General features: G+C 36.1%; 16 protein-coding genes. 10 read left to right on the top strand and 6 right to left on the bottom strand.

Features of this window, described 5'->3' with window-relative positions; genetic code table 11:
* Positions 1-139: 139 nt before the first annotated feature.
* The 6 genes from MW688_RS01305 (at position 140) to MW688_RS01280 (ending at position 5,681) form a co-directional block, all read left to right on the top strand.
* Positions 140-1,930, top strand: a complete 1,791-nt coding sequence (locus MW688_RS01305; RefSeq protein ID WP_486734101.1) for an ABC transporter ATP-binding protein — start codon at positions 140-142, stop codon at positions 1,928-1,930.
* 152 nt (positions 1,931-2,082) lie between these two features.
* Entirely contained in the window at positions 2,083-2,823 is a 741-nt protein-coding gene (locus MW688_RS01300; protein WP_486734100.1) for an HAD family hydrolase, read from the top strand.
* Positions 2,823-3,923 carry a cysteine protease StiP family protein gene (locus MW688_RS01295; protein ID WP_486734099.1) on the top strand — a complete coding sequence of 367 codons (1,101 nt, stop codon included), beginning with the start codon at positions 2,823-2,825 and terminating at the stop codon, positions 3,921-3,923. The genes MW688_RS01300 and MW688_RS01295 overlap by 1 nt, the downstream gene beginning before the upstream one ends.
* The gene (locus tag MW688_RS01290) at positions 3,920-4,804 is read left to right on the top strand and encodes an HpcH/HpaI aldolase/citrate lyase family protein (protein WP_486734098.1); all 885 of its coding nucleotides are present in this window, start codon (positions 3,920-3,922) and stop codon (positions 4,802-4,804) included. The genes MW688_RS01295 and MW688_RS01290 overlap by 4 nt, the downstream gene beginning before the upstream one ends.
* Positions 4,805-5,175: 371 nt before the next feature.
* Complete coding sequence (locus tag MW688_RS01285) at positions 5,176-5,424, top strand: type II toxin-antitoxin system Phd/YefM family antitoxin (RefSeq protein WP_486734097.1); 249 nt, start codon at positions 5,176-5,178, stop codon at positions 5,422-5,424.
* Positions 5,424-5,681, top strand: coding sequence for a Txe/YoeB family addiction module toxin (locus tag MW688_RS01280; RefSeq protein WP_486734096.1), 258 nt, complete (start codon positions 5,424-5,426; stop codon positions 5,679-5,681). Before MW688_RS01285 ends, MW688_RS01280 begins: the two co-directional genes overlap by 1 nt.
* A gap of 71 nt (positions 5,682-5,752) precedes the next feature.
* Here the strand turns inward: MW688_RS01280 and MW688_RS01275 are convergent, their stop codons facing one another.
* The 4 genes from MW688_RS01275 to MW688_RS01260 form a co-directional block, all read right to left on the bottom strand.
* Positions 5,753-6,331, bottom strand: a complete 579-nt coding sequence (locus tag MW688_RS01275) for a hypothetical protein (RefSeq protein ID WP_486734095.1) — start codon at positions 6,329-6,331, stop codon at positions 5,753-5,755.
* 588 nt (positions 6,332-6,919) lie between these two features.
* On the bottom strand, positions 6,920-7,804 hold the full coding sequence (yhdJ, locus tag MW688_RS01270) for an adenine-specific DNA-methyltransferase (protein ID WP_486734094.1): 885 nt from the start codon (positions 7,802-7,804) through the stop codon (positions 6,920-6,922).
* Positions 7,805-7,808: 4 nt separating this feature from the next.
* Positions 7,809-8,582, bottom strand: a complete 774-nt coding sequence (locus MW688_RS01265) for a hypothetical protein (protein ID WP_486734093.1) — start codon at positions 8,580-8,582, stop codon at positions 7,809-7,811.
* Positions 8,583-8,863: 281 nt separating this feature from the next.
* Complete coding sequence (locus MW688_RS01260) at positions 8,864-11,203, bottom strand: alpha/beta hydrolase (RefSeq protein WP_486734092.1); 2,340 nt, start codon at positions 11,201-11,203, stop codon at positions 8,864-8,866.
* 79 nt (positions 11,204-11,282) lie between these two features.
* Between MW688_RS01260 and pta the strand changes: the two genes are divergently transcribed.
* From pta to MW688_RS01240, 4 genes are all read left to right on the top strand, one after another.
* On the top strand, positions 11,283-13,379 hold the full coding sequence (gene pta, locus MW688_RS01255) for a phosphate acetyltransferase (protein ID WP_486734091.1): 2,097 nt from the start codon (positions 11,283-11,285) through the stop codon (positions 13,377-13,379).
* 7 nt (positions 13,380-13,386) lie between these two features.
* Positions 13,387-15,138, top strand: a complete 1,752-nt coding sequence (gene argS, locus MW688_RS01250) for an arginine--tRNA ligase (protein WP_486734090.1) — start codon at positions 13,387-13,389, stop codon at positions 15,136-15,138.
* A 9-nt stretch (positions 15,139-15,147) separates the two neighbouring features.
* The gene (locus MW688_RS01245) at positions 15,148-16,212 is read left to right on the top strand and encodes a glycoside hydrolase family 10-like protein (RefSeq protein ID WP_486734089.1); all 1,065 of its coding nucleotides are present in this window, start codon (positions 15,148-15,150) and stop codon (positions 16,210-16,212) included.
* Between the two features lie 182 nt (positions 16,213-16,394).
* Entirely contained in the window at positions 16,395-16,502 is a 108-nt protein-coding gene (locus tag MW688_RS01240; protein ID WP_486734088.1) for a BsuBI/PstI family type II restriction endonuclease, read from the top strand.
* Between the two features lie 81 nt (positions 16,503-16,583).
* Here MW688_RS01240 and MW688_RS01235 read toward each other — a convergent pair whose 3' ends face one another.
* Both MW688_RS01235 and MW688_RS01230 read right to left on the bottom strand, forming a co-directional pair.
* Positions 16,584-16,955 (bottom strand): DUF4189 domain-containing protein, encoded by a 372-nt coding sequence (locus tag MW688_RS01235; protein WP_486734087.1) that lies wholly within the window; start codon positions 16,953-16,955, stop codon positions 16,584-16,586.
* 345 nt (positions 16,956-17,300) lie between these two features.
* A complete protein-coding gene (locus tag MW688_RS01230) occupies positions 17,301-18,581 on the bottom strand; it encodes a DUF4912 domain-containing protein (protein ID WP_486734086.1) in 1,281 nt (426 codons plus the stop codon).
* Between the last annotated feature and the right edge of the window lie 471 nt (positions 18,582-19,052).

Genomic DNA, 19,052 nt, shown 5'->3' with positions numbered 1-19,052 from the left:
AGTGATATGAGGTTCCCTGTTCTAAAATTCCCTGTTACCTATAAAGTAGAGTCAGTTTATTTTTTTTATTCACTATGTTAAGCTATTGTAAACCAAACTATAAGCTATTTAGAGACTAATGATTAACTACTTGAAAAAAATGTCCTATATACTAGGAGAAGAAACTAAAAAATTACCTTTTCTTTTAGTAACTTTTGTTATTAGCGCTTTTGCTGATATTATTGGAGTTTCAATTATTGGACCTTTTTCTTCAATTATCACTCATCCAGATAATTTAGCTACTATCCCTTTATTAAATAGTTTTTTTACTTATTTCAATATTGAAAGCTTAAACACCAAAATAATAATTCTGAGTCTTTTAGTGATTTTAGTAATTACTATACAGTTAATAGTTATTTTGGGTTCTCAAGTTATTCTTTTTAAAGTAGCTGGTGAAATTCGCAAAACTGTTATCAAGAACTTTTTTGATAATTACATACATGTTCCTTACGAATTTATCTTGTCAGAGAGTTCAGCATCTTTAATCAATTTGTTTCAAGAAAGTGAAGGGGCTATCAAAATTAGCATTGTCTGCGTGTTAAAAATAATTTCCAGTTTAATACTTTCTTTGAGTTTGTTTATAGTTTTAGCCAAGACAAGCTTATTGCTGTTAATTGTTATTGGGGTCACTATTGGAATAGTTTCGTTAGTTATATTAAAATTTAATAGTGCAGTAAAAAGAGCGGGTAAAATTAGAGTAAAAGAACGCCAAAAAACTTTAGCAACATTTAATCATTCTATTGGTGGATTTAAGGAAACTCGGATAATTGGCTGTGAAAATTACTTTCAAGAAGAGTTAGATGAACAAATGAATAAATATGTTGATAGTGAAGTTTTTTTTATGAGCTATCAACAAGTTCCTAATAATGTTTTAAAAAGTGCTATCGTTATAGCTTTGATTATCTTCATAACCCTATCTGCTCTTTTCTTTCCCACAGAGATGGAAAATTTAACTTCTATACTTGGCATCTTTGCGGTGGCTTCTATTCGTTTAGTACCTACAGTGTCTTTAGTACTTCAAAGTGTAACATTAATTAAAAATAATAGTTTTGCCATAGACAGATTTTATCTTAAGTTAAAGGAAATAGAAGCTATAAATAGCAAAAATGAGTATAAACCCATTGATAATAGTAATGGTCAAAAAACAGTTCAATTTAATCACAATTTTCAAAAGATTAATTTAGTGGATGTAACCTACAGTTATCCTGGAGGAGATAAAATAGCATTAGCTAATATTTCTTTTAGTATCAAAAAAGGAGAGGTGATTGGAATTATTGGGAAATCGGGAGCAGGTAAAACCACTTTAGTAGATATTATTTTAGGATTATTGAAGATAGATAGTGGAGATATTCAAGTTGATGGTAAGTCTGTATATAGTAACCTACGTGCTTGGCAAAATCTACTAGGTTATATTCCTCAAACAATTTTCTTGACTGAGAAGACCATAGAAAAAAATATTGCTTTTGGTGTGCCAGATGATTTGATTGATTCAGAAAAAATTGATAGGGTTATCAAACTGTCTCAATTAGACGAGTTAATCCAAGAATTACCAGAAGGAGTAAAAACAAACGTAGGAGAAAGGGGTATTAGATTATCAGGAGGGCAGCGACAGAGAATAGGTATAGCCCGTGCCCTTTATCATGAAAGAGAAATTTTAGTGCTAGATGAAGCAACTTCCGCATTAGATAATCAAACGGAGCAATTAATTACTAATTCAATTAATTCATTAGCAGGGAATAAAACCCTGATTATCATTGCACATCGTCTCACTACTCTTAAAGATTGCGACACTATATGTTGGTTTGAAAAAGGAAAACTAGTTAAAGTAGGAACTTATCAAGAGATTATTCCTGAATATGAGGGTAAATATCAAATAACTACCAATTTTTAACTTGAGCATTAAAACTTATATTTTTTATTTCAATAAGTAGTAATATAGACTAGGAAATTAAGAGAGTTGGCGATCGCATCGGGTGTAACTCCAGAGACATTCAGATGTCTAAATGCTTCAAAATACAGAATCTGCTATTCAGCTAATTTCTGATGAAAAAATATATTTTTCTTGACCTAGACGATACCTTGTTTCAGTCGGCGCGTAAATGTCCATCAAATACTCCTGTTACAGAGATATCTTATTCCGTAACAGGTAAACCTACTGGTTTTATCACTAAACAACAGCAAGAATTTTTAAACTGGCTAGGTGAAAAAGCAGAAATTATTCCAACTACAGCACGTAGTATTGATTCTTTTCGACGGGTTAATATTTCCTTTACTGGTTATGCTATTTGCTCCTTTGGGGGAATAATTCTCACCCCCGAGGGTGATTGTCAGCAGGAGTGGCAAGCTTATATTAAGCCATTGGTCAATCAACATCATCAATCCCTATTGGCTATGGCAGAATCTGTGAAGAAGTTTAGTCAATTGAAGCAATTAGATGTAAGAATTGTAATTGTTAAGGATTTAGACTATGACTTTTACTTGAATATTAAACATAATCAGCACAAAATAGCCGAACTAAATCAAATTAGAGAATTGATGAATAGTTGTATTCCTCAAAACTGGCGCATTCATAGTAACGATAACAATCTCAGTTTGCTTCCACCCTATTTAGGGAAAGAATATGCTGTATCTTGGTTTATTGATCGCTATATAAACCGAGAGGATTCTTTACTTATTACTGTGGGGGATAGCTTCACCGATGCGGCTTTTATGGCTTTGGGTGATTATGCGGTAATGCCCCCTAAATCCCAATTATTTACCTCACTATGGCATAATTTAAGTTAATGTTTGATGGGAATTTTAGTGGTAGTTATCCAGCAGAAGACGTTACATTTTTACTGAAGCCAGTTAAGATACAACCAACTCCTGTAACCATAAAAGAATCACTAATTCAGTCAGGACGTAAACACTATTCAGAAATGATTAGTGCTGAAACTTCCCCAAAACAAGCATATCTGGAGTTATTTTACAAAGCTTTTAACCGTAATCGGAGACGCCTAGGAAGAGATATCGCTTTATTAGCTTACACTATTGCTAATATGAGTGACAATGAGATTACTTTAGTAAGTTTAGCGAGGGCAGGAACACCAATTGGGGTGATGTTAAGGCGTGCTTTAAAAATAATGGGAAAGAAAGTTAAACATTATAGTATTTCAATTATACGGGATCGCGGCATCGATACTGTGGCTTTAGATTATATCTTGAACTGTGGTCACTCTCCTGAATCAATTATCTTTGTAGATGGCTGGATTGCCAAAGGGGCAATTACTGATGAGTTAACTAAGGCAGTTAAAGACTATAATCATTCTCGTAATCTAGCAATTAACCCAGATTTATATGTAGTTGCTGATTTTAGCGGGAAGGCATCGATAGCAGCAACTACAGAAGACTATTTAATTCCTTCGGCTATTCTCAATGCCACTATTTCTGGATTAATCAGTCGCTCAATTCTCAATGCTGATGTGGTTAAACCAGGGGATTTTCACGCCTGTGTATTCTATGAAAATTTAGCAGAAGATGATTTATCAGGTTGGTTTGTAGAAGAATTAATGAAGGATATAACCTTCAGCTTAAAACAGGAATCTCTAGAACCGATACAATGGGATAGACAGAAACTCTTAGAATTGTCAAAAACATCTCAAGACTTCGTTGATAAATTGATGGAGAAATTGGCAATAAGCGATCGCAATCGCATTAAACCAGGTATTGGAGAAGCTACACGCGCCCTGTTAAGACGAGTCCCCCAACTTACTATTGTTAGAGATAAGCAAGATGAAGATATTGCCCATTTACTTTGGTTAGCTAAATCTAAGCAAGTGCCGATTGAATGGGATCCTCATCTTCCCTATAAAACTGTAACCGTGATTAAAAGTTTGGGTCAATGAAGAATATTAACCCTCTAGAATTAGGTGCATCTCTATATGTTCCCGCTATCACTAGTAATCTTTTAGAGATAGCTAATGGAAAAAAATATCCTTTGCGATCGCTCATTTTCTGCACAGAAGATGGTATTCACTCAGAACAAGTAGAATTAGCCATAGATAACCTGAGAGATATTTTACCAGATTTAGAACCCATACCCCTATACAGATTTATTCGAGTTCGTAACCCTCAAGTAATGCTTAGTCTACTCAAAGCTGATGGTATTGAAAATATTGATGGTTTTGTGATTCCCAAAGCCACCAGAGACAATTTGCCAGAGTATATAAAATTACTGGGAAGTAACCAGGATTTTTTACTTATGCCTACCCTAGAAACTGCCGAGGTGTTTGATGTTGAAGAAATGAAAAAACTGCGTCATTTTCTCAATCAAGAAGCTTTGCGCCCTCGTATTCTTTGTCTGAGGATTGGCGCTAACGATTTAATGAAAATTCTGGGAATGCGTCGCTTATCACGAAGCACTATTTATGATTCTCCCCTCAGAGAAGTTATCTCCCAATTAGTTTGTATTTTTAAACCAGAGGGATTTAGTCTGAGTGCTCCAGTTTTTGAATCTTTTAATCATACCAATATTTTACTAAAAGAAGTGGAATTAGATTTAGCCTACGGACTAATTAGTAAAACTGCTATTCATCCCCAACAAGTGCCAATTATTGAATCAGCTTATGGGGTGGCCAAAAATGATTTAAACATGGCTTTAGCAATTCTTTCAGAAGATGCTCCAGCGGTTTTTGCTGTTCATGATACTATGTGTGAATTGGCTACCCATCTTCCTTGGGCGAATCTTATTTATCAACAGGCTCAAATTTACGGTATCAGAATTTGATATAACGCTTTTATAGCAACAGACAGGTCTATTAGGAAGGAACAGCTCGGTCCCACCCTTGACAGGGAACTCCCTAACAGGTAAAGGTTTTAGACAATTTAAAAACTTTTTCTATTTTATGTTTAATTTTACTCATATCTTGCACTCAAATACAAAAGTACAGAAATTGACCAACAGGCTCCGAATCAATTTTTAAGGGGTTAGGATCAATTCTTTAACTCATTACTCCTTACTGATTACTTCAAGACTCAACCCCCACCAGTAACTTTGGGTAAAGATGCTTTGATCTGAGTTTACCTACCTACTTATGCCAATATAGCTCAACTCAGCTATAATGGTAAGATATACGGTACCAATGCAAAGTAATTCCCATGAAACCATTTACTGTCAAAGAAGCGAGAGATAATCTTTATCGTTTAATTGATGAGATAGCCGAAAGCCATGAACCGATTACGATTAAGGGAAAACGTAACGATGCAGTATTGGTATCTAGAGAAGACTGGGAAGCAATCGCTGAAACTATTTATCTTAATAGCATTCCAGGAATGGTGGAATCAATCAAAGCAGCAGCAGCAGAGCCTTTATCGGAAGGAACACCCTTAGAGGAACTTGATTGGTAATGAAGTGGCAAGTCATATTGTCCAAGCAAGCAAAAAAAGATGCAAAAAAGATAGCATCTAGTGGTTTGAAACCCCAAGCACAAGCATTACTAAAAATTTTACAGGATAATCCTTATGAACCACCCTATGAAAAGTTAGTGGGAAATTTAGCCGGATATTATTCTCGTCGTATTAATATTCAACATCGAATGGTATATGAAATACAAGAAAAGGAAAGAATAATTAGAGTTCTCAGAATGTGGAGTCATTACGAATAACAGTGATTCACATCTTCATTTGTGTCATTTCCCTTCCATTTTTATGAAACTCACCATATTTTTTCATCTTTCTAAGCAGTTTTAAAAAAGCGAATAATCTCTCTTACCTGACTCAAAAATTGACTATCCTCCGCAATTTGAGCGACAACTTGATGAGCTTCTCTAGATAGATTTTCATGCTCTAATTGGTTTTTAGCCTTCCATTGTTCTACTGTAGCCATCAGATTGATTAATTCTTGACTAGTATCAGCTAATTTTTGTTGTTGTTGACTAGCCCAACCTTGATTATTACTTAAATCTAATTGTTTTTCTACTTTCTCTAGGCGCTTTTCCACCTGAGAGAGAGTTTGTTGTAATTTGATGACATCCTCCCGGGGAAATTTAACCTGTTTTTGAATAGCTTTTAAACGTTTGGCTAAATATTGATATCCTCTAAGGGCAGGGCGTAAAGCAGTTAACAAGATAGTAGCAATAGAGCTAATATAGCCTACAGCACTAACACCAATAAGGGCTAAAATATAGAGGGCGATCGCTGATAAAATATGAACTGAAATTGCTCCTATAATCGACCATTTCGCTACTTGCTGAACATAATCTATTTGTTGCTCATCTATAGTAATCCCTTGAGATTTTGAAGTTTCCCCTTGCACTTTTGCCAGCGATCGCCGTAAGATTTAGAAAATTAGAGACTGAAACTACCACTAAGTAAGCTGTATAGCCTCCAGAATCACTTGCTTCAACTTTTTCAGCAAGCCCTATTTATTACTTATATCTTACTCCCTACCTATTCTTGATATTTTTTCCTAACATCAGCTTCTACATTATTCAAGAATAGAACATCCTGTTCTTCTGATTCTACATTAAATTCAACTCGACTTTGAATAACAATTTCTTCAATAATATTTGCCCCATATCCTGATTCAAGAACTTTTTCAAATATTTCAATCAGATTTGGAATATTAATAATTTCTTCAATTGATGCTATATATTTTTCGATAATTGCTTTAATTCGATACTTTGCTTCCGCCTGATTAGTTATTTTGTTTAATATTTCCTCATTTGTATGAGAACATAAATTGCATAATGATTAGCAAGCAAAGCCAGATCGCGATTTAGATCCACGGTAAGCCGCTTTTGTTTTGATATTTAGATATTGAATAATTTCATTCTTATCTAAAATACTATTCCCGTAATTTTCACAATGTTGATCTAAAATTGAGATTATTACCTCTGTGAAATCATGCTTCTGAATTGACACTGAAAAGCTCTCCTGTGAATTCTTCTCTATTTACCTTACGACCATTTCCAATTTTCGTATTTTTTGTGGGCTTTTCAAGTATTTCTCCTCGATACTGATTAAATTCTAAAACACGGCGTAAACCAATTTTCAGGTATTCTTCTTGAGATTCGATACTAATAGATTTACGTCCTAATGCTTTAGCAACCGCCGCTGTAGTAAAAGTACCAGAAAACGCATCAAGTACAGTCTCACCAACATTGCTACTAGCACGAATAATTCTCTCTAATAATGCTTCTGGTTTTTGAGAAGGATGTTTTTCGTATTCATTCATACGATATCTAACTCTAGAAAACTCCCAAACATTACCAGGAACTTTTTTATTATTGTAAGGCTTTGGAACCTCACCCCTATAATCGATTAATTTCCTTTTTGCACCTGTCTTAGCTTCTACAAGTATATCCTCTGCATTAAATGTATATGACTTCGGATCTTTTACACAATGCAGAATAGGTTCATACATTGACCCATAGTATTTTTTTGCTTGCACTCCTGAGCTATCGTATGACCAAATAATACGACTTAGAATTGTTAGCTTATCTCTTACATATAAATCAAAGTAGGCCATAGCTTGTGTACTAGTCATTAGATACATAGTACCAGTAGGTTTTAGTACTCGTATACACTCATCAATCCATTGATAAGCCCATTTGGCATATTCCACATCAGAAGACCATTTATCTTGAAATTGAGAAAACTTTTTGCCGATGTTGTAAGGAGGATCTATAAATATCAAATCCACCGAAGCATCACTAACTTGAGATAGTAATATTTCTGTTACATCGCCATGATAGATAATGTGACTATTTTTCTCATATTTTTTCATCTTTCTAAGCAGTTTTAAAAAAGCGAATAATCTCTCTTACCTGACTCAAAAATTGACTATCCTCCGCAATTTGAGCGACAACTTGATGAGCTTCTCTAGATAGATTTTCATGCTCTAATTGGTTTTTAGCCTTCCATTGTTCTACTGTAGCCATCAGATTGATTAATTCTTGACTAGTATCAGCTAATTTTTGTTGTTGTTGACTAGCCCAACCTTGATTATTACTTAAATCTAATTGTTTTTCTACTTTCTCTAGGCGCTTTTCCACCTGAGAGAGAGTTTGTTGTAATTTGATGACATCCTCCCGGGGAAATTTAACCTGTTTTTGAATAGCTTTTAAACGTTTGGCTAAATATTGATATCCTCTAAGGGCAGGGCGTAAAGCAGTTAACAAGATAGTAGCAATAGAGCTAATATAGCCTACAGCACTAACACCAATAAGGGCTAAAATATAGAGGGCGATCGCTGATAAAATATGAACTGAAATTGCTCCTATAATCGACCATTTCGCTACTTGCTGAACATAATCTATTTGTTGCTCATCTATAGTAATCCCTTGAGATTTTGAAGTTTCCCCCTCAGCGATTACTTCTTGGGCATCAAAATAAATATTCCACGGTATGGTTACAATAGCTATCAACCACCAAAAACTCCCTAATCCAATCAACCAATCTACTATATTTCCCGCCGGAATTTCTAGCCAATTTAACACCCCAAATGTTCCTAAAAATAGTAAACTACAAACCAAAGAAAAGCTAATTAACTGAAGATACCCCATCAACAACTCCTCAACTATTTCTATTTAATTATATAAATCTATAAAAATTAAGCACCAGCGATTGTGACACTTATTCAACTTTCACCTTTTATTTATTACTTATATCTTGCCTCACAAGGGCGCAAGCCTTGCCTCACAAGGGCGCAAGCCTTGCCTCACAAGGGCGCAAGCCTTGCCTCACAAGGGCGCAAGCCTTGCCTCACAAGGGCGCAAGCCTTGCGCCCCTACTACTCAGCTACGAGTATAAATACTTAAAAAACAATTCGCCCATTCGCGCATTCTTACTCCCTACCTTTTTCCCATTGAGTTAAAAAATCCTTAATTATTTCCTGCCACTCTCTCTCATCATTATTAGTAAGTAACGTAACCTGATTATCAAGGGTGGAAAATTTAGTTGATAACTGCGCCTGATTATCGATATCAAGGTTAAATTCTGGGTTAAATAAGCTTACTACTGCTTCTTCCTCTACTTTATTAGCTTGAGTAAAAATATCAACAATATCAGTACTTAACAGGTTACTATCTGGGGGAATAATTACTCCTGCGACTAAATTATCTGATTTAAGTGTACTAACAGAGGGGGAAAAATCAAAATAACTATAATCTTCTCTAAAGAGATTTGGTCCACATTCAAGATAAACTCGATTTTCCTCTACTAACTGATGGCGATTCTCTAAACTAGAGGGCAATACAACTACTTGAATACCACCAGAACGATTGAATTTAAACTCTAAATACTCTTCTAAAGACTTAACTAAACTAGCACAGTATCCACTCCAATTACCATTTCTTTCTAAATATCCATAGGGTGGCGCTTCACTTCTCACGGCAACTTTTAACACACCAGTTTCTCTAATTTCAGTCTCAATACTGGAAATAGGTGCTGAATTAAACACGGGTGTATAGTCTTGTACAATTGCTAGAGAGGGTTTTTCTCCATAGCCTGTTTCTAATTGTTTTAGTTGTAAATCTTTAGTTAAATATAGACTAAATTCTGGTGTAGAGATATCCTGGGTGTAGGCGGCGGTGAGATAGGGGGCAAATTCTTCTAAGTCTCGTAAATGCCTATTAAAAAAAGCTAGAGTTAAAACTTTGAGATACTTACGGGCAGTTTCACTAGAGTGTCTTCTGGCTTCAACATTATTGCGACTCATGTGATTAATCACTTCTTCACTCACTGTAGAAAAATGAGTGCCCAAAAGGTGCATCACTAAATATTTATCGGGATTCTCTAACCACAAAAAGGGGTGAATTTGATTTTGCAGTGGTTCTACAATATTATCATCACTACTTGTCCAAATCAGAATGGGAATATCTATTTTACTTATACCCTCAGGTCCAAAAATAGGATTAGTTGTAGGATAGAGGGCAAATACTGCTTTAATGCGAGAATCTTTGAAAGATAGGTCATCTAAGGGCAGATATTGCGCCCGACACTGCAAAATTAAACTCAAATCTATACTTAAACTAGATTCAGCGCAGGTTTGAGTTAATCTAGATTGATTAATTTCTGCCCCAGCTACGGCTAAGGCTGTATAACCTCCAAAGGAGTAGCCAAATATTCCCACCTGTTCTAAATTTAGTTTATTTGACCATTCCGGTTGATTAGCTGCCAATTCTTCCAATTTATTCAGTAAATTGGTCACATCTGATGGGCGAATTACAAATTCAATGGGAGTGGCTAAATCTCCTAATTCTCCTCTTGCTATCGAGGCTTGACGTTCGGCTAAATTTCTGCCTATATGGTCAATAGATGCTACTGCATAACCATTATTTGCTAATTGTTCAGCTATATAACCATAGGTTGTGGGTGCAGCACCATAGCCTTGCACTATAATTATTAGGGGAGCAGGTTGCGATCGCTGATTGGGTAGATATAAATTAAATTCTACTACTTGTTGAGATGGTAAACCTACCTGAGACGCTGTTTCATCCTCTATCACTAGGGTCATTTTTTCCTGGGAAAAAGTATTACTTCCTGGTTGACTAATATCTCCTAGTAATGATAAATTTACTGGATATTCTTCTGCTTCTGCTTCCGATTGTTTGATAATTTCGGCTACTGCTAGTTGGCGATAGTTAAATAATAGTTGTAATTGTTTTCCTAATTCTACCAGGTACTCAAAATCAAGATAAACTTCCTCTGTGGGAAAATGACGTAAAAAATTAATCACTGTCAAACCTTCGTTTTCATCTAAACCTGCTAAAATAGCAGCAGAGCGAATCCCCTTAAGTCCGTTAATCTCAGAGTCAATTTTAACTATCTCTCCTATCTTACTCAATGCTCCTTCCACAATCGAGATATCACCATAGCGACTAATGAAGATTGGGTCTATATTTACTGGTTTGCGTAAGATTTCTCGCAATTGTGTTAGAGTTTCTTCATCGAGGCGATTGGTGATTAAAGCTAAATCTTGATTTATTTTTCCTTCCTCGGCAAATTTTTCTAAGGAATCAACGGACACAGATATTTCTACAGGTCCTACAAAAGTAACAATCTCTTCAGCGCAATTTACTTGTTTAGGCTTAATTACCGTGGATAAAATTCCTAAAGCGATTAATACACAACCTTTTCCTATTGTTTTTGTTAAGTTTAACTGATATTTTTTAAATTTAAGCATTATTTTAGTAACCAAATTACCCTAATTTTCTTTTTAACTGCTATACAATTAAGGTGTAATCTAAATATTAATCAAACAAATGAGTAATTCTCTATATATTAGCACAATAGATCCTGGGAGTGGTAAAGCTTTAGTAGCTTTAGGTATTATTGAATCACTCTTGAGAAAAACTAGTAGAGTTGGTTTTTTTCGTCCGATTATTAACCAATCAAACTTAAATAAACAAGATGGAGATATAGAATTAATTATTAATCATTTTCATCTCCATCAATCTTATGAAGAATCTTATGGCATATTATATCAACAAGCTAATGAGTTAATCGCCCAACATAAAAATGACCAATTACTAGAAATAATTATTGCTAAATATAAACAGTTAGAAAAAAGTTGTGACTTTATTATCTGCGAAGGTTCTGACTACACTATAGATAGTTCAGCCTTTAATTATAATATTAATACAGAAATCGCTAAAACTCTAGGGTCTTACTTGATAATTTTAATTAATGGCTATAAAAAGCCAACCAAAGAAGTGATAAACTCGGTAGAATTAGCCGTGGAAATGTATCAAGAAAATGATTGTCCTGTTTTTGGGATGATTATTAATCAAGCTAATCAAGAAGAAAGAGAGGAGATAGAAAAAAAATTAACTGAGAAATATCAACAACAAAACTATTTAATTGGTGTAATTCCCTATAAGGAAAATTTAGATAGTCCCAGATTAAAAGATATCGCTGAACAATTAGATGCAGAAATACTCTACGGAAAAGAAAATCTAGATAGATTAGTTCCTACTTATATTATTGCAGCTATGCAGATGCAACACGCAATAACCAAAATAAAAGAGGGTTGTTTAGCAATTACACCGGGAGATAGGGGAGACATCATTATAGGTATGTTGCAGGCTAATCAATCTCTTAATTATCCTAATCTTTCTGGGATTTTATTATCTACAGGATTAAAACCAGAACCATCAATCATTAAATTAATAGAAGGTCTTCACGATCCTCTACCCATACTATCAGTTAAAACCGACACTTACGACACAGTTAAAAAAGTCACTCAAGTTCATTCTTCTTTGACTATTAGAGATACAGAAAAAATTGCTCTGTGTATCAAAATGTTTGATACTTATATGCCCTTAGAAACTTTAGAAAAACAAATAAATAAAAGTTCAGTTCGTGGCATCACACCCAAAATGTTTACCTACAATTTGGTGCAACAAGCTAAAGCTAATAAACAGCATATTGTACTTCCAGAAGGTCTAGATCCTCGTATTCTCAAAGCAACAGGAGTATTAATATCTCAAGATATTGTGGATATAACCTTACTGGGAAAAAAAGCAGAAATTGAACAAACTATTAATAAATATGGGATTCAATTAGATTTAAATAAAGTAAAGATTATTAATCCCTCAGAAAGTGATAAAGTAACAGAGTATAGTTCCAAAATTTATGAGTTACGTAAACACAAGGGAATGACCCTAGAAAGCGCCCAAGATTATGCCTTAGATAGTTCTTATTTTGGCACAATGATGGTTTATACAGGGGATGCCGATGGTATGGTATCTGGGGCAATTCATACAACTCAACATACCATACGTCCAGCTTTACAACTAATTAAAACTAAACCAGGTTTCTCTATAGTCTCCTCCGTGTTTTTGATGTGTTTGGAAGATAGAGTATTAGTATACGGAGATTGTGCCGTAAATTCTCAACCAACTTCCGAAGAATTAGCGGAAATAGCCGTAACCTCCGCCCATACGGCCGAAACCTTTGGTATTGAAGCGAGAGTCGCTATGCTATCATATTCCTCAGGGAGTTCTGGTAAAGGGGAAGCCGTAGAAAAAGTGAGAAAAGCTACAGAAATAGCTAAACAACTAGATCCAAGTATACAAATAGAAGGACCAATTCAGTATGATGCAGCAGTAGATGCAACTGTAGCTGCTCAAAAAATGCCCGGATCTATGGTAGCAGGAAAGGCAACAGTCCTCATCTTTCCTGATTTAAATACAGGTAATAATACTTATAAAGCCGTACAGCGAGAAACCAGAGCGATCGCCATCGGACCTGTACTACAAGGATTGAGAAAGCCTGTAAATGATCTCAGTCGCGGCTGCACAGTATCTGATATAATAAACACAGTGGTAATCACAGCAATTCAAGGGCAAAATAATTAGGTTTTTAATGATTGAAGAACTAAATCAGCGTTTTACCCAGGCGATTAACAAGGCTTTTAACCTGGAAGAAATCAAATTTTCTACATTAGTAGAACCAGCTACTAAACCTGAGTTTGGAGACTATCAGTGTAATGTAGCTATGCCTCTAGCAAGTAAACTCAAGCAAAAACCCCGAGAGATAGCTACGAAAATTATCGACAATTTAGCAATAAGTGATATATGTCTACCTCCCACCATCGCAGGTCCCGGCTTTATTAACTTAACTCTCAAACCTGATTATTTACAGGCCCAATTACTCAAAATCTACCAAGATGAAGCAAAAATAGGGGTAGAATTAGCTAAACCATCTCAACGGGTAGTAATTGACTTTTCTAGCCCCAATATTGCTAAGGAAATGCACGTAGGACATTTACGTTCAACTATCATAGGAGACTCCCTAGCAAGAATTCTAGAATTTAGAGGTCATCAAGTTATACGTCTAAATCATGTGGGAGATTGGGGAACTCAATTTGGAATGCTCATCTCTCACCTTAGAAGCGCTTACCCAGAAGCCTTAGTAAAACAAAATGCCCTATTACTAGGAGATTTAGTTAGTTTCTATAAACAGGCAAAATCACGCTTCGATGAAGACCCAGAATTTAAAACAATCGCCCGGCAAGAAGTAGTTAAGTTACAATCAGGAGATGAAGCAAGTAAACGGGCTTGGGAGTTACTATGTGAACAATCCCGTCAGGAATTTGAAAAGATTTATCAAATATTAGATATTGAAATCACCGAAAGGGGAGAATCTTTTTATAATCCCCTCTTGCCAGAAGTTGTAAACCTGTTGGATGAGAAAAACCTCCTCACAGAAAATGAAGGGGCTCAATGTGTATTTGTACCGGGATTCACTAACAAAGCCGGAGACCCTCTCCCCCTGATTGTACAAAAATCTGATGGAGGTTATAACTACGCTACTACGGATTTAGCAGCTTTAAAATATCGCATCCAAGAAGATAAGGCTGAAAGAATAATTTATGTGACAGATGCGGGACAAGCAAATCACTTTGCCCAAGTATTTGAAGTAGCAAAAAAAGCAGGAATAATCCCAGAAACAGTAGAAGTAGTTCACGTGCCCTTTGGTTTAGTATTGGGAGAAGACGGGAAAAAGATGAAAACCAGATCCGGTGAAACTATTGCCCTCAAAGGATTACTCCAAGAGGCGATCGCCAAAGCCCGCACAGATTTAGTAACCAGGCTAACTGAAGAAAATAGACAAGAAAGTGAAGAATTTATAGATAATGTGGCCCAAATAATCGGTATAAGCGCCGTAAAATATGCAGATTTGAGTCAAAATCGCACCAGTAACTATATATTCAGTTACGATAAAATGCTCGCCTTACAAGGGAATACGGCACCATATCTACTCTATGCCTATGTGAGAGTCCAAGGTATCATTCGCAAAGGTGATATAGATTTTAGTACCTTGAGTAAAAATATTCAATTAAAATTAGATACTCCTCCAGAAGCAGTATTAGCTAAGCATATTTTGCAATTTAACAACGTCATTCAAGAAGTAGAAACAACCCTATTACCTAATCGTCTCTGTCAATACCTCTTTGAATTAAGTCAAAAATTTAACCAGTTTTACGACAAATGCCCCATTCTCCAAGCAGAAGCAGAAATACAAACTTCTAGGTTGATTCTTGCCCAATTAACCGCACGCACCCTCAAAACCGGATTATCCCTCCTGGGGATTCCCGTATTAAATAGATTATAAGTAATAACTATGCGTGGAATCTGGTTAACAAATGTAGACTCACAGGTATTTAATTCACCCTCTAATATAGCAGAGGCGATCGCTTTTATTGCTGAAACAGGATTTGATACCGTTTTTCCCGTAGTTTGGAATAAAGGTTACACTCTCTATCCTTCCCAGGTAATGAGTGAGACTTTTGGCAAAGCTTGGGAAATAGCCCCCCTTTATCAACAACAAAAATGGAATCCTCTAGAAGCAATAATCAAAGCTGCCGAAGTCTATAAGTTGAGAGTGATTCCTTGGTTTGAATATGGTTTTGTCTACACTCACAACTCCCTGCAAAACCCCACTAGATTTGCCTTAGAAACACAATTGGCTAAAAAAAACTGGTTAGCCATAGATAAACAAGGTAAATTACTGATTAAAAATGGTTTTTGTTGGCTTAATGCCCTTTCCCCAGAAGTGCAGGAATTTATGCACAGACTCATCTTAGAAGTAGTGCAAAATTACCCAGTAGCTGGAATTCAGGGAGATGACCGCCTTCCAGCTTTTCCCCTTGAAGGAGGTTACGATACCTCCACAAAGCAACTGTATCAACAACAAACCGGGAAGGCTTTACCCAATCAAGATAAATCTTCTGTTTGGATGCAGTGGCGTGCAGATATTCTCACTAATTTTCTCTCTCGTCTCTACCAGGATATTAAAAAGATTAATCCTCAGTTAATTGTTTCCGTTGCTCCCCATCCCCCTGGGTTTGGTTATAGAGAGTATTTACAAGATATCCCTCAATGGTTAAAACTAGGAATAGTAGATTATCTACATCCTCAACTTTATCGTAGAAGTTTCAGTGACTATCAAAAGTTACTTAAACAGACTATTACTCAACTAGATAAATCCCTTTTACATAAACTATCTCCCGGGATATTAATCAAAATAGGTAGTTATCGCATCCCTAGTACAATGTTAAGACAAGTTATCGATTATCATCGCCGTTTAGGCATCCAGGGAGAGGTATGTTTTTTTTATGAAGGTATTAGAGAAAATCAAGATGAATTAGCTGAGGTGTTGCGAGAATATTATTCCAATTCATCCTAGTTAATCAGTAAGAATGCGCCAATTGACATCTCTCGATTTTTCTCAAAATCAAGAATTACTTTTTTGCTTGACAATTATTTAGTCATTAAGTTATGATATTCTTAAGGGGGAGTTCGCCCCTAATGTAGTATAAAATAATAAGTAAATAGCTAATAGAGGGAACTAGGCGATCGGTACAATCAATGAGTAGGTATCTTTCAGAAATTTGTTGGGAAACTGAGGTTTGGGTTGCTGACTCCCCTGACCATCTTATTCATTTTGATGGAGAAAGATTTCTTGGTCCTTATTAAAAAATATTTTTTCAAATTGCCATTGACTACGCGCAGCATCTGTAGGGGTGCAATAAACTTACTCAAAATTGCATCCCTAACTCAGCGTTTGTATACAAGAGTGCAATCTGTTGTTACGCTTGAACAGTTTGTCATGGCAGATATTGCGGCATTCTCTCTTGTGTCTCCATAACCATGACGTACAGCATCTTTTCCTTCAGCTAAACCTACATGAGATACACTCCTTGTAACAATTTCTTTACAGGTACCACAATCTCTTTCACATTTACGTCTTGCTACATCTCGCGCCCTGAATTCATTGCTGCTATCATTAAAGCCATAGCAAGCAGCTTTCTCCCGTCCAGTGTATAATGAGAACCATGCAGTTTGAGCAGACGCAATGCTTGCAAATGAAAAAACCACCAACATACTAGAAAAGATAATTAGAAGTAATCTTATTGCACTTTTCTCCATCTTTTTCCTAAAATTCACAACAGCAACATAGTATCAGCAGATGTACGGAAAGTCAACAATATAACTCCTTAAGTGCAAATAAACATAAACGGTATTGTCAGGTTAACTATTGGTAATACAATTGAGACAGCAATTACCTATTTTAGCTTCTTCTTTACTCCGTAAGGATATAGACAGAAAAAAAGCAGTAGATATAGTAATATCTACTGGTTATTTGTTCTTAGATTTAAAATCCGGGACAAGCGCCCCGGAACGCATAAGCGCGGTAAGATTGCCAGGTTTGATAGGGCTAAAGCCCTACTACAAACTCATCACTAGGATTTGGTATGAGATAAGATTAAGAACTTATCCTAACCACTCTTCTACAGCTTCCTCTTTAGTATTAGTATGACGAGAAGGAGTTTCACGGTTAAACTTCATGTGAATAGAACGAGTTTGTTCTCCATCAGCAGCCACAGCCATAATAGGATAGTCAATTAAACCATCTTGGAAGGACATCTGGAAGCGGAAAGTACCATCAGGATTTAGTTTAATAGGACGGCCACCAATAGTAACTGTAGCATCAGGTTCAGTTGCCCCATAAACAATTAGTTCAGCATCAGCTACTAACCAGAATTTGCGAGGACGAACAGGGACAGCATAAGAAGAAAGTCCTACTCCAGACATCATACCGATACCAGACATCATACCCATACCAGAGGTGGTTGGTACTGCGGTAGTTGGTACTGCCCACATACCTACTCCAGAAGGGAACACGTAGGAACTGAGTACTTCTTGAGGAGTAACAGAACCAGGGACATGCTGCATAGAACCAAACAGAGAACCAGCCACGCGCTGGGCTTCTACAGATTCTGCCATACCAAAGATTTGGTCGTAAATAGGATTATCTTGACCTTGACCATAACCTCTTCCTGTAGAATCAACAGGTTGACGTTTGCTTGGAGGTACAAGTTGATAACGGGTTTGACCTTGAAGATTTTCTTCCCAATTAACAGTGATGAATACATCTTCAATCCAGTCTGAAGGGTAAACAGGGGGTACGTGAATAGATGTAGAACGAGCTAAAATTAGCCAGCGTCCGTCTGCACAACGGTAACCGATATCTACAACATAATCGCGATCGCTAACTGGTATAGGTAGGTACCATTCTCTAGCTAATTCATCACAGAGATATTCTTGAACACTGTGAGGAGCAGTATATTCTAAGCTGATATCAGTAACGTCATATAGACGGATCGCTAGTTGTTGTCCCCCTTGGCGACGTAATTCTTCTTTGTGTTCGTTAGGAATATCCCAATAGGCGTAGCACCACTGAGGATCCCGAGGCATTAAGACAATGCGACTTTCGCCATAGCCACCTGGCAAATCCCCCATATTTTCATCTACTGAAGATAATGGTCCGCCCACTTTATCATCTTGGCCTAGTTCAAACTTAGATGCATCCACTTGTTGTCTCTCCTCAATATTAGATGGTGTTAAAGTAATTTTTTCTTTTGCTGCTTTTTTTATTTCCTCTAGAAGTTGTGCTTTGCGCATACGGCTATAGCGCGAAATTTTATACTTGCTGGCAATTTTTCTTAATTGCCTGAGAGTCATCTCTTCTATAGGTGGTCTTTCTTTAGCCATGGAATATTATCTCCGATTTTAAAAGCTATAGAGTTTTCTTGAGTTAACTAGTTTATGGTTAACTTTCGGGTCTATAAATTATGTGCTGTTGATTTTATTTTTTGATTCTTTGAGTTGCCGTAACACTCAAATCAAAAAAAACGATAAATCTACTGTTTATTTTTGGGATCGCTTTTGGGATCACTTAAATATTATGTAACAAAATTTTTACCCTATTGGTCAAGGGGTAACTCAAGCCTTTTTTCTCCTCTCAACGAATTTATAAGGCGTTGAGAATTTTTATGTCAAATTTTCATGACATTAGTTGGTGTCAAGAATTAAATGTCAGGATAATTTAACATTAGCGATCCCTACTGGACCTCCGGGAGCAGGGGAAAAACTCACATCTTGCATCTTTATCAAAAGTTACTGGTGGGGGTTAAGTAATGAGTAATGAGTTTTGAAGTAATGAGTTAAAGAATTAATGCTCAA

The sequence above is a fragment of the Johannesbaptistia floridana genome (assembly GCF_057440575.1).
Note: the sequence above shows the minus strand (reverse complement) of the source record. Positions and strands in the feature narration are given on the sequence as shown.

What these genes read in the sequence shown, in the direction of transcription:
- MW688_RS01305 (WP_486734101.1), top strand. Translation starts at nt 140, where the DNA reads ATGTCCTATATACTAGGAGAAGAAACTAAAAAATTACCTTTTCTTTTA.
- MW688_RS01300 (WP_486734100.1), top strand. Translation starts at nt 2,083, where the DNA reads ATGAAAAAATATATTTTTCTTGACCTAGACGATACCTTGTTTCAGTCG.
- MW688_RS01295 (WP_486734099.1), top strand. Translation starts at nt 2,823, where the DNA reads ATGTTTGATGGGAATTTTAGTGGTAGTTATCCAGCAGAAGACGTTACA.
- MW688_RS01290 (WP_486734098.1), top strand. Translation starts at nt 3,920, where the DNA reads ATGAAGAATATTAACCCTCTAGAATTAGGTGCATCTCTATATGTTCCC.
- MW688_RS01285 (WP_486734097.1), top strand. Translation starts at nt 5,176, where the DNA reads ATGAAACCATTTACTGTCAAAGAAGCGAGAGATAATCTTTATCGTTTA.
- MW688_RS01280 (WP_486734096.1), top strand. Translation starts at nt 5,424, where the DNA reads ATGAAGTGGCAAGTCATATTGTCCAAGCAAGCAAAAAAAGATGCAAAA.
- yhdJ (WP_486734094.1), bottom strand. Translation starts at nt 7,804, where the DNA reads ATGAAAAAATATGAGAAAAATAGTCACATTATCTATCATGGCGATGTA.
- MW688_RS01265 (WP_486734093.1), bottom strand. Translation starts at nt 8,582, where the DNA reads ATGGGGTATCTTCAGTTAATTAGCTTTTCTTTGGTTTGTAGTTTACTA.
- MW688_RS01260 (WP_486734092.1), bottom strand. Translation starts at nt 11,203, where the DNA reads ATGCTTAAATTTAAAAAATATCAGTTAAACTTAACAAAAACAATAGGA.
- pta (WP_486734091.1), top strand. Translation starts at nt 11,283, where the DNA reads ATGAGTAATTCTCTATATATTAGCACAATAGATCCTGGGAGTGGTAAA.
- argS (WP_486734090.1), top strand. Translation starts at nt 13,387, where the DNA reads ATGATTGAAGAACTAAATCAGCGTTTTACCCAGGCGATTAACAAGGCT.
- MW688_RS01245 (WP_486734089.1), top strand. Translation starts at nt 15,148, where the DNA reads ATGCGTGGAATCTGGTTAACAAATGTAGACTCACAGGTATTTAATTCA.
- MW688_RS01240 (WP_486734088.1), top strand. Translation starts at nt 16,395, where the DNA reads ATGAGTAGGTATCTTTCAGAAATTTGTTGGGAAACTGAGGTTTGGGTT.
- MW688_RS01235 (WP_486734087.1), bottom strand. Translation starts at nt 16,955, where the DNA reads ATGGAGAAAAGTGCAATAAGATTACTTCTAATTATCTTTTCTAGTATG.
- MW688_RS01230 (WP_486734086.1), bottom strand. Translation starts at nt 18,581, where the DNA reads ATGGCTAAAGAAAGACCACCTATAGAAGAGATGACTCTCAGGCAATTA.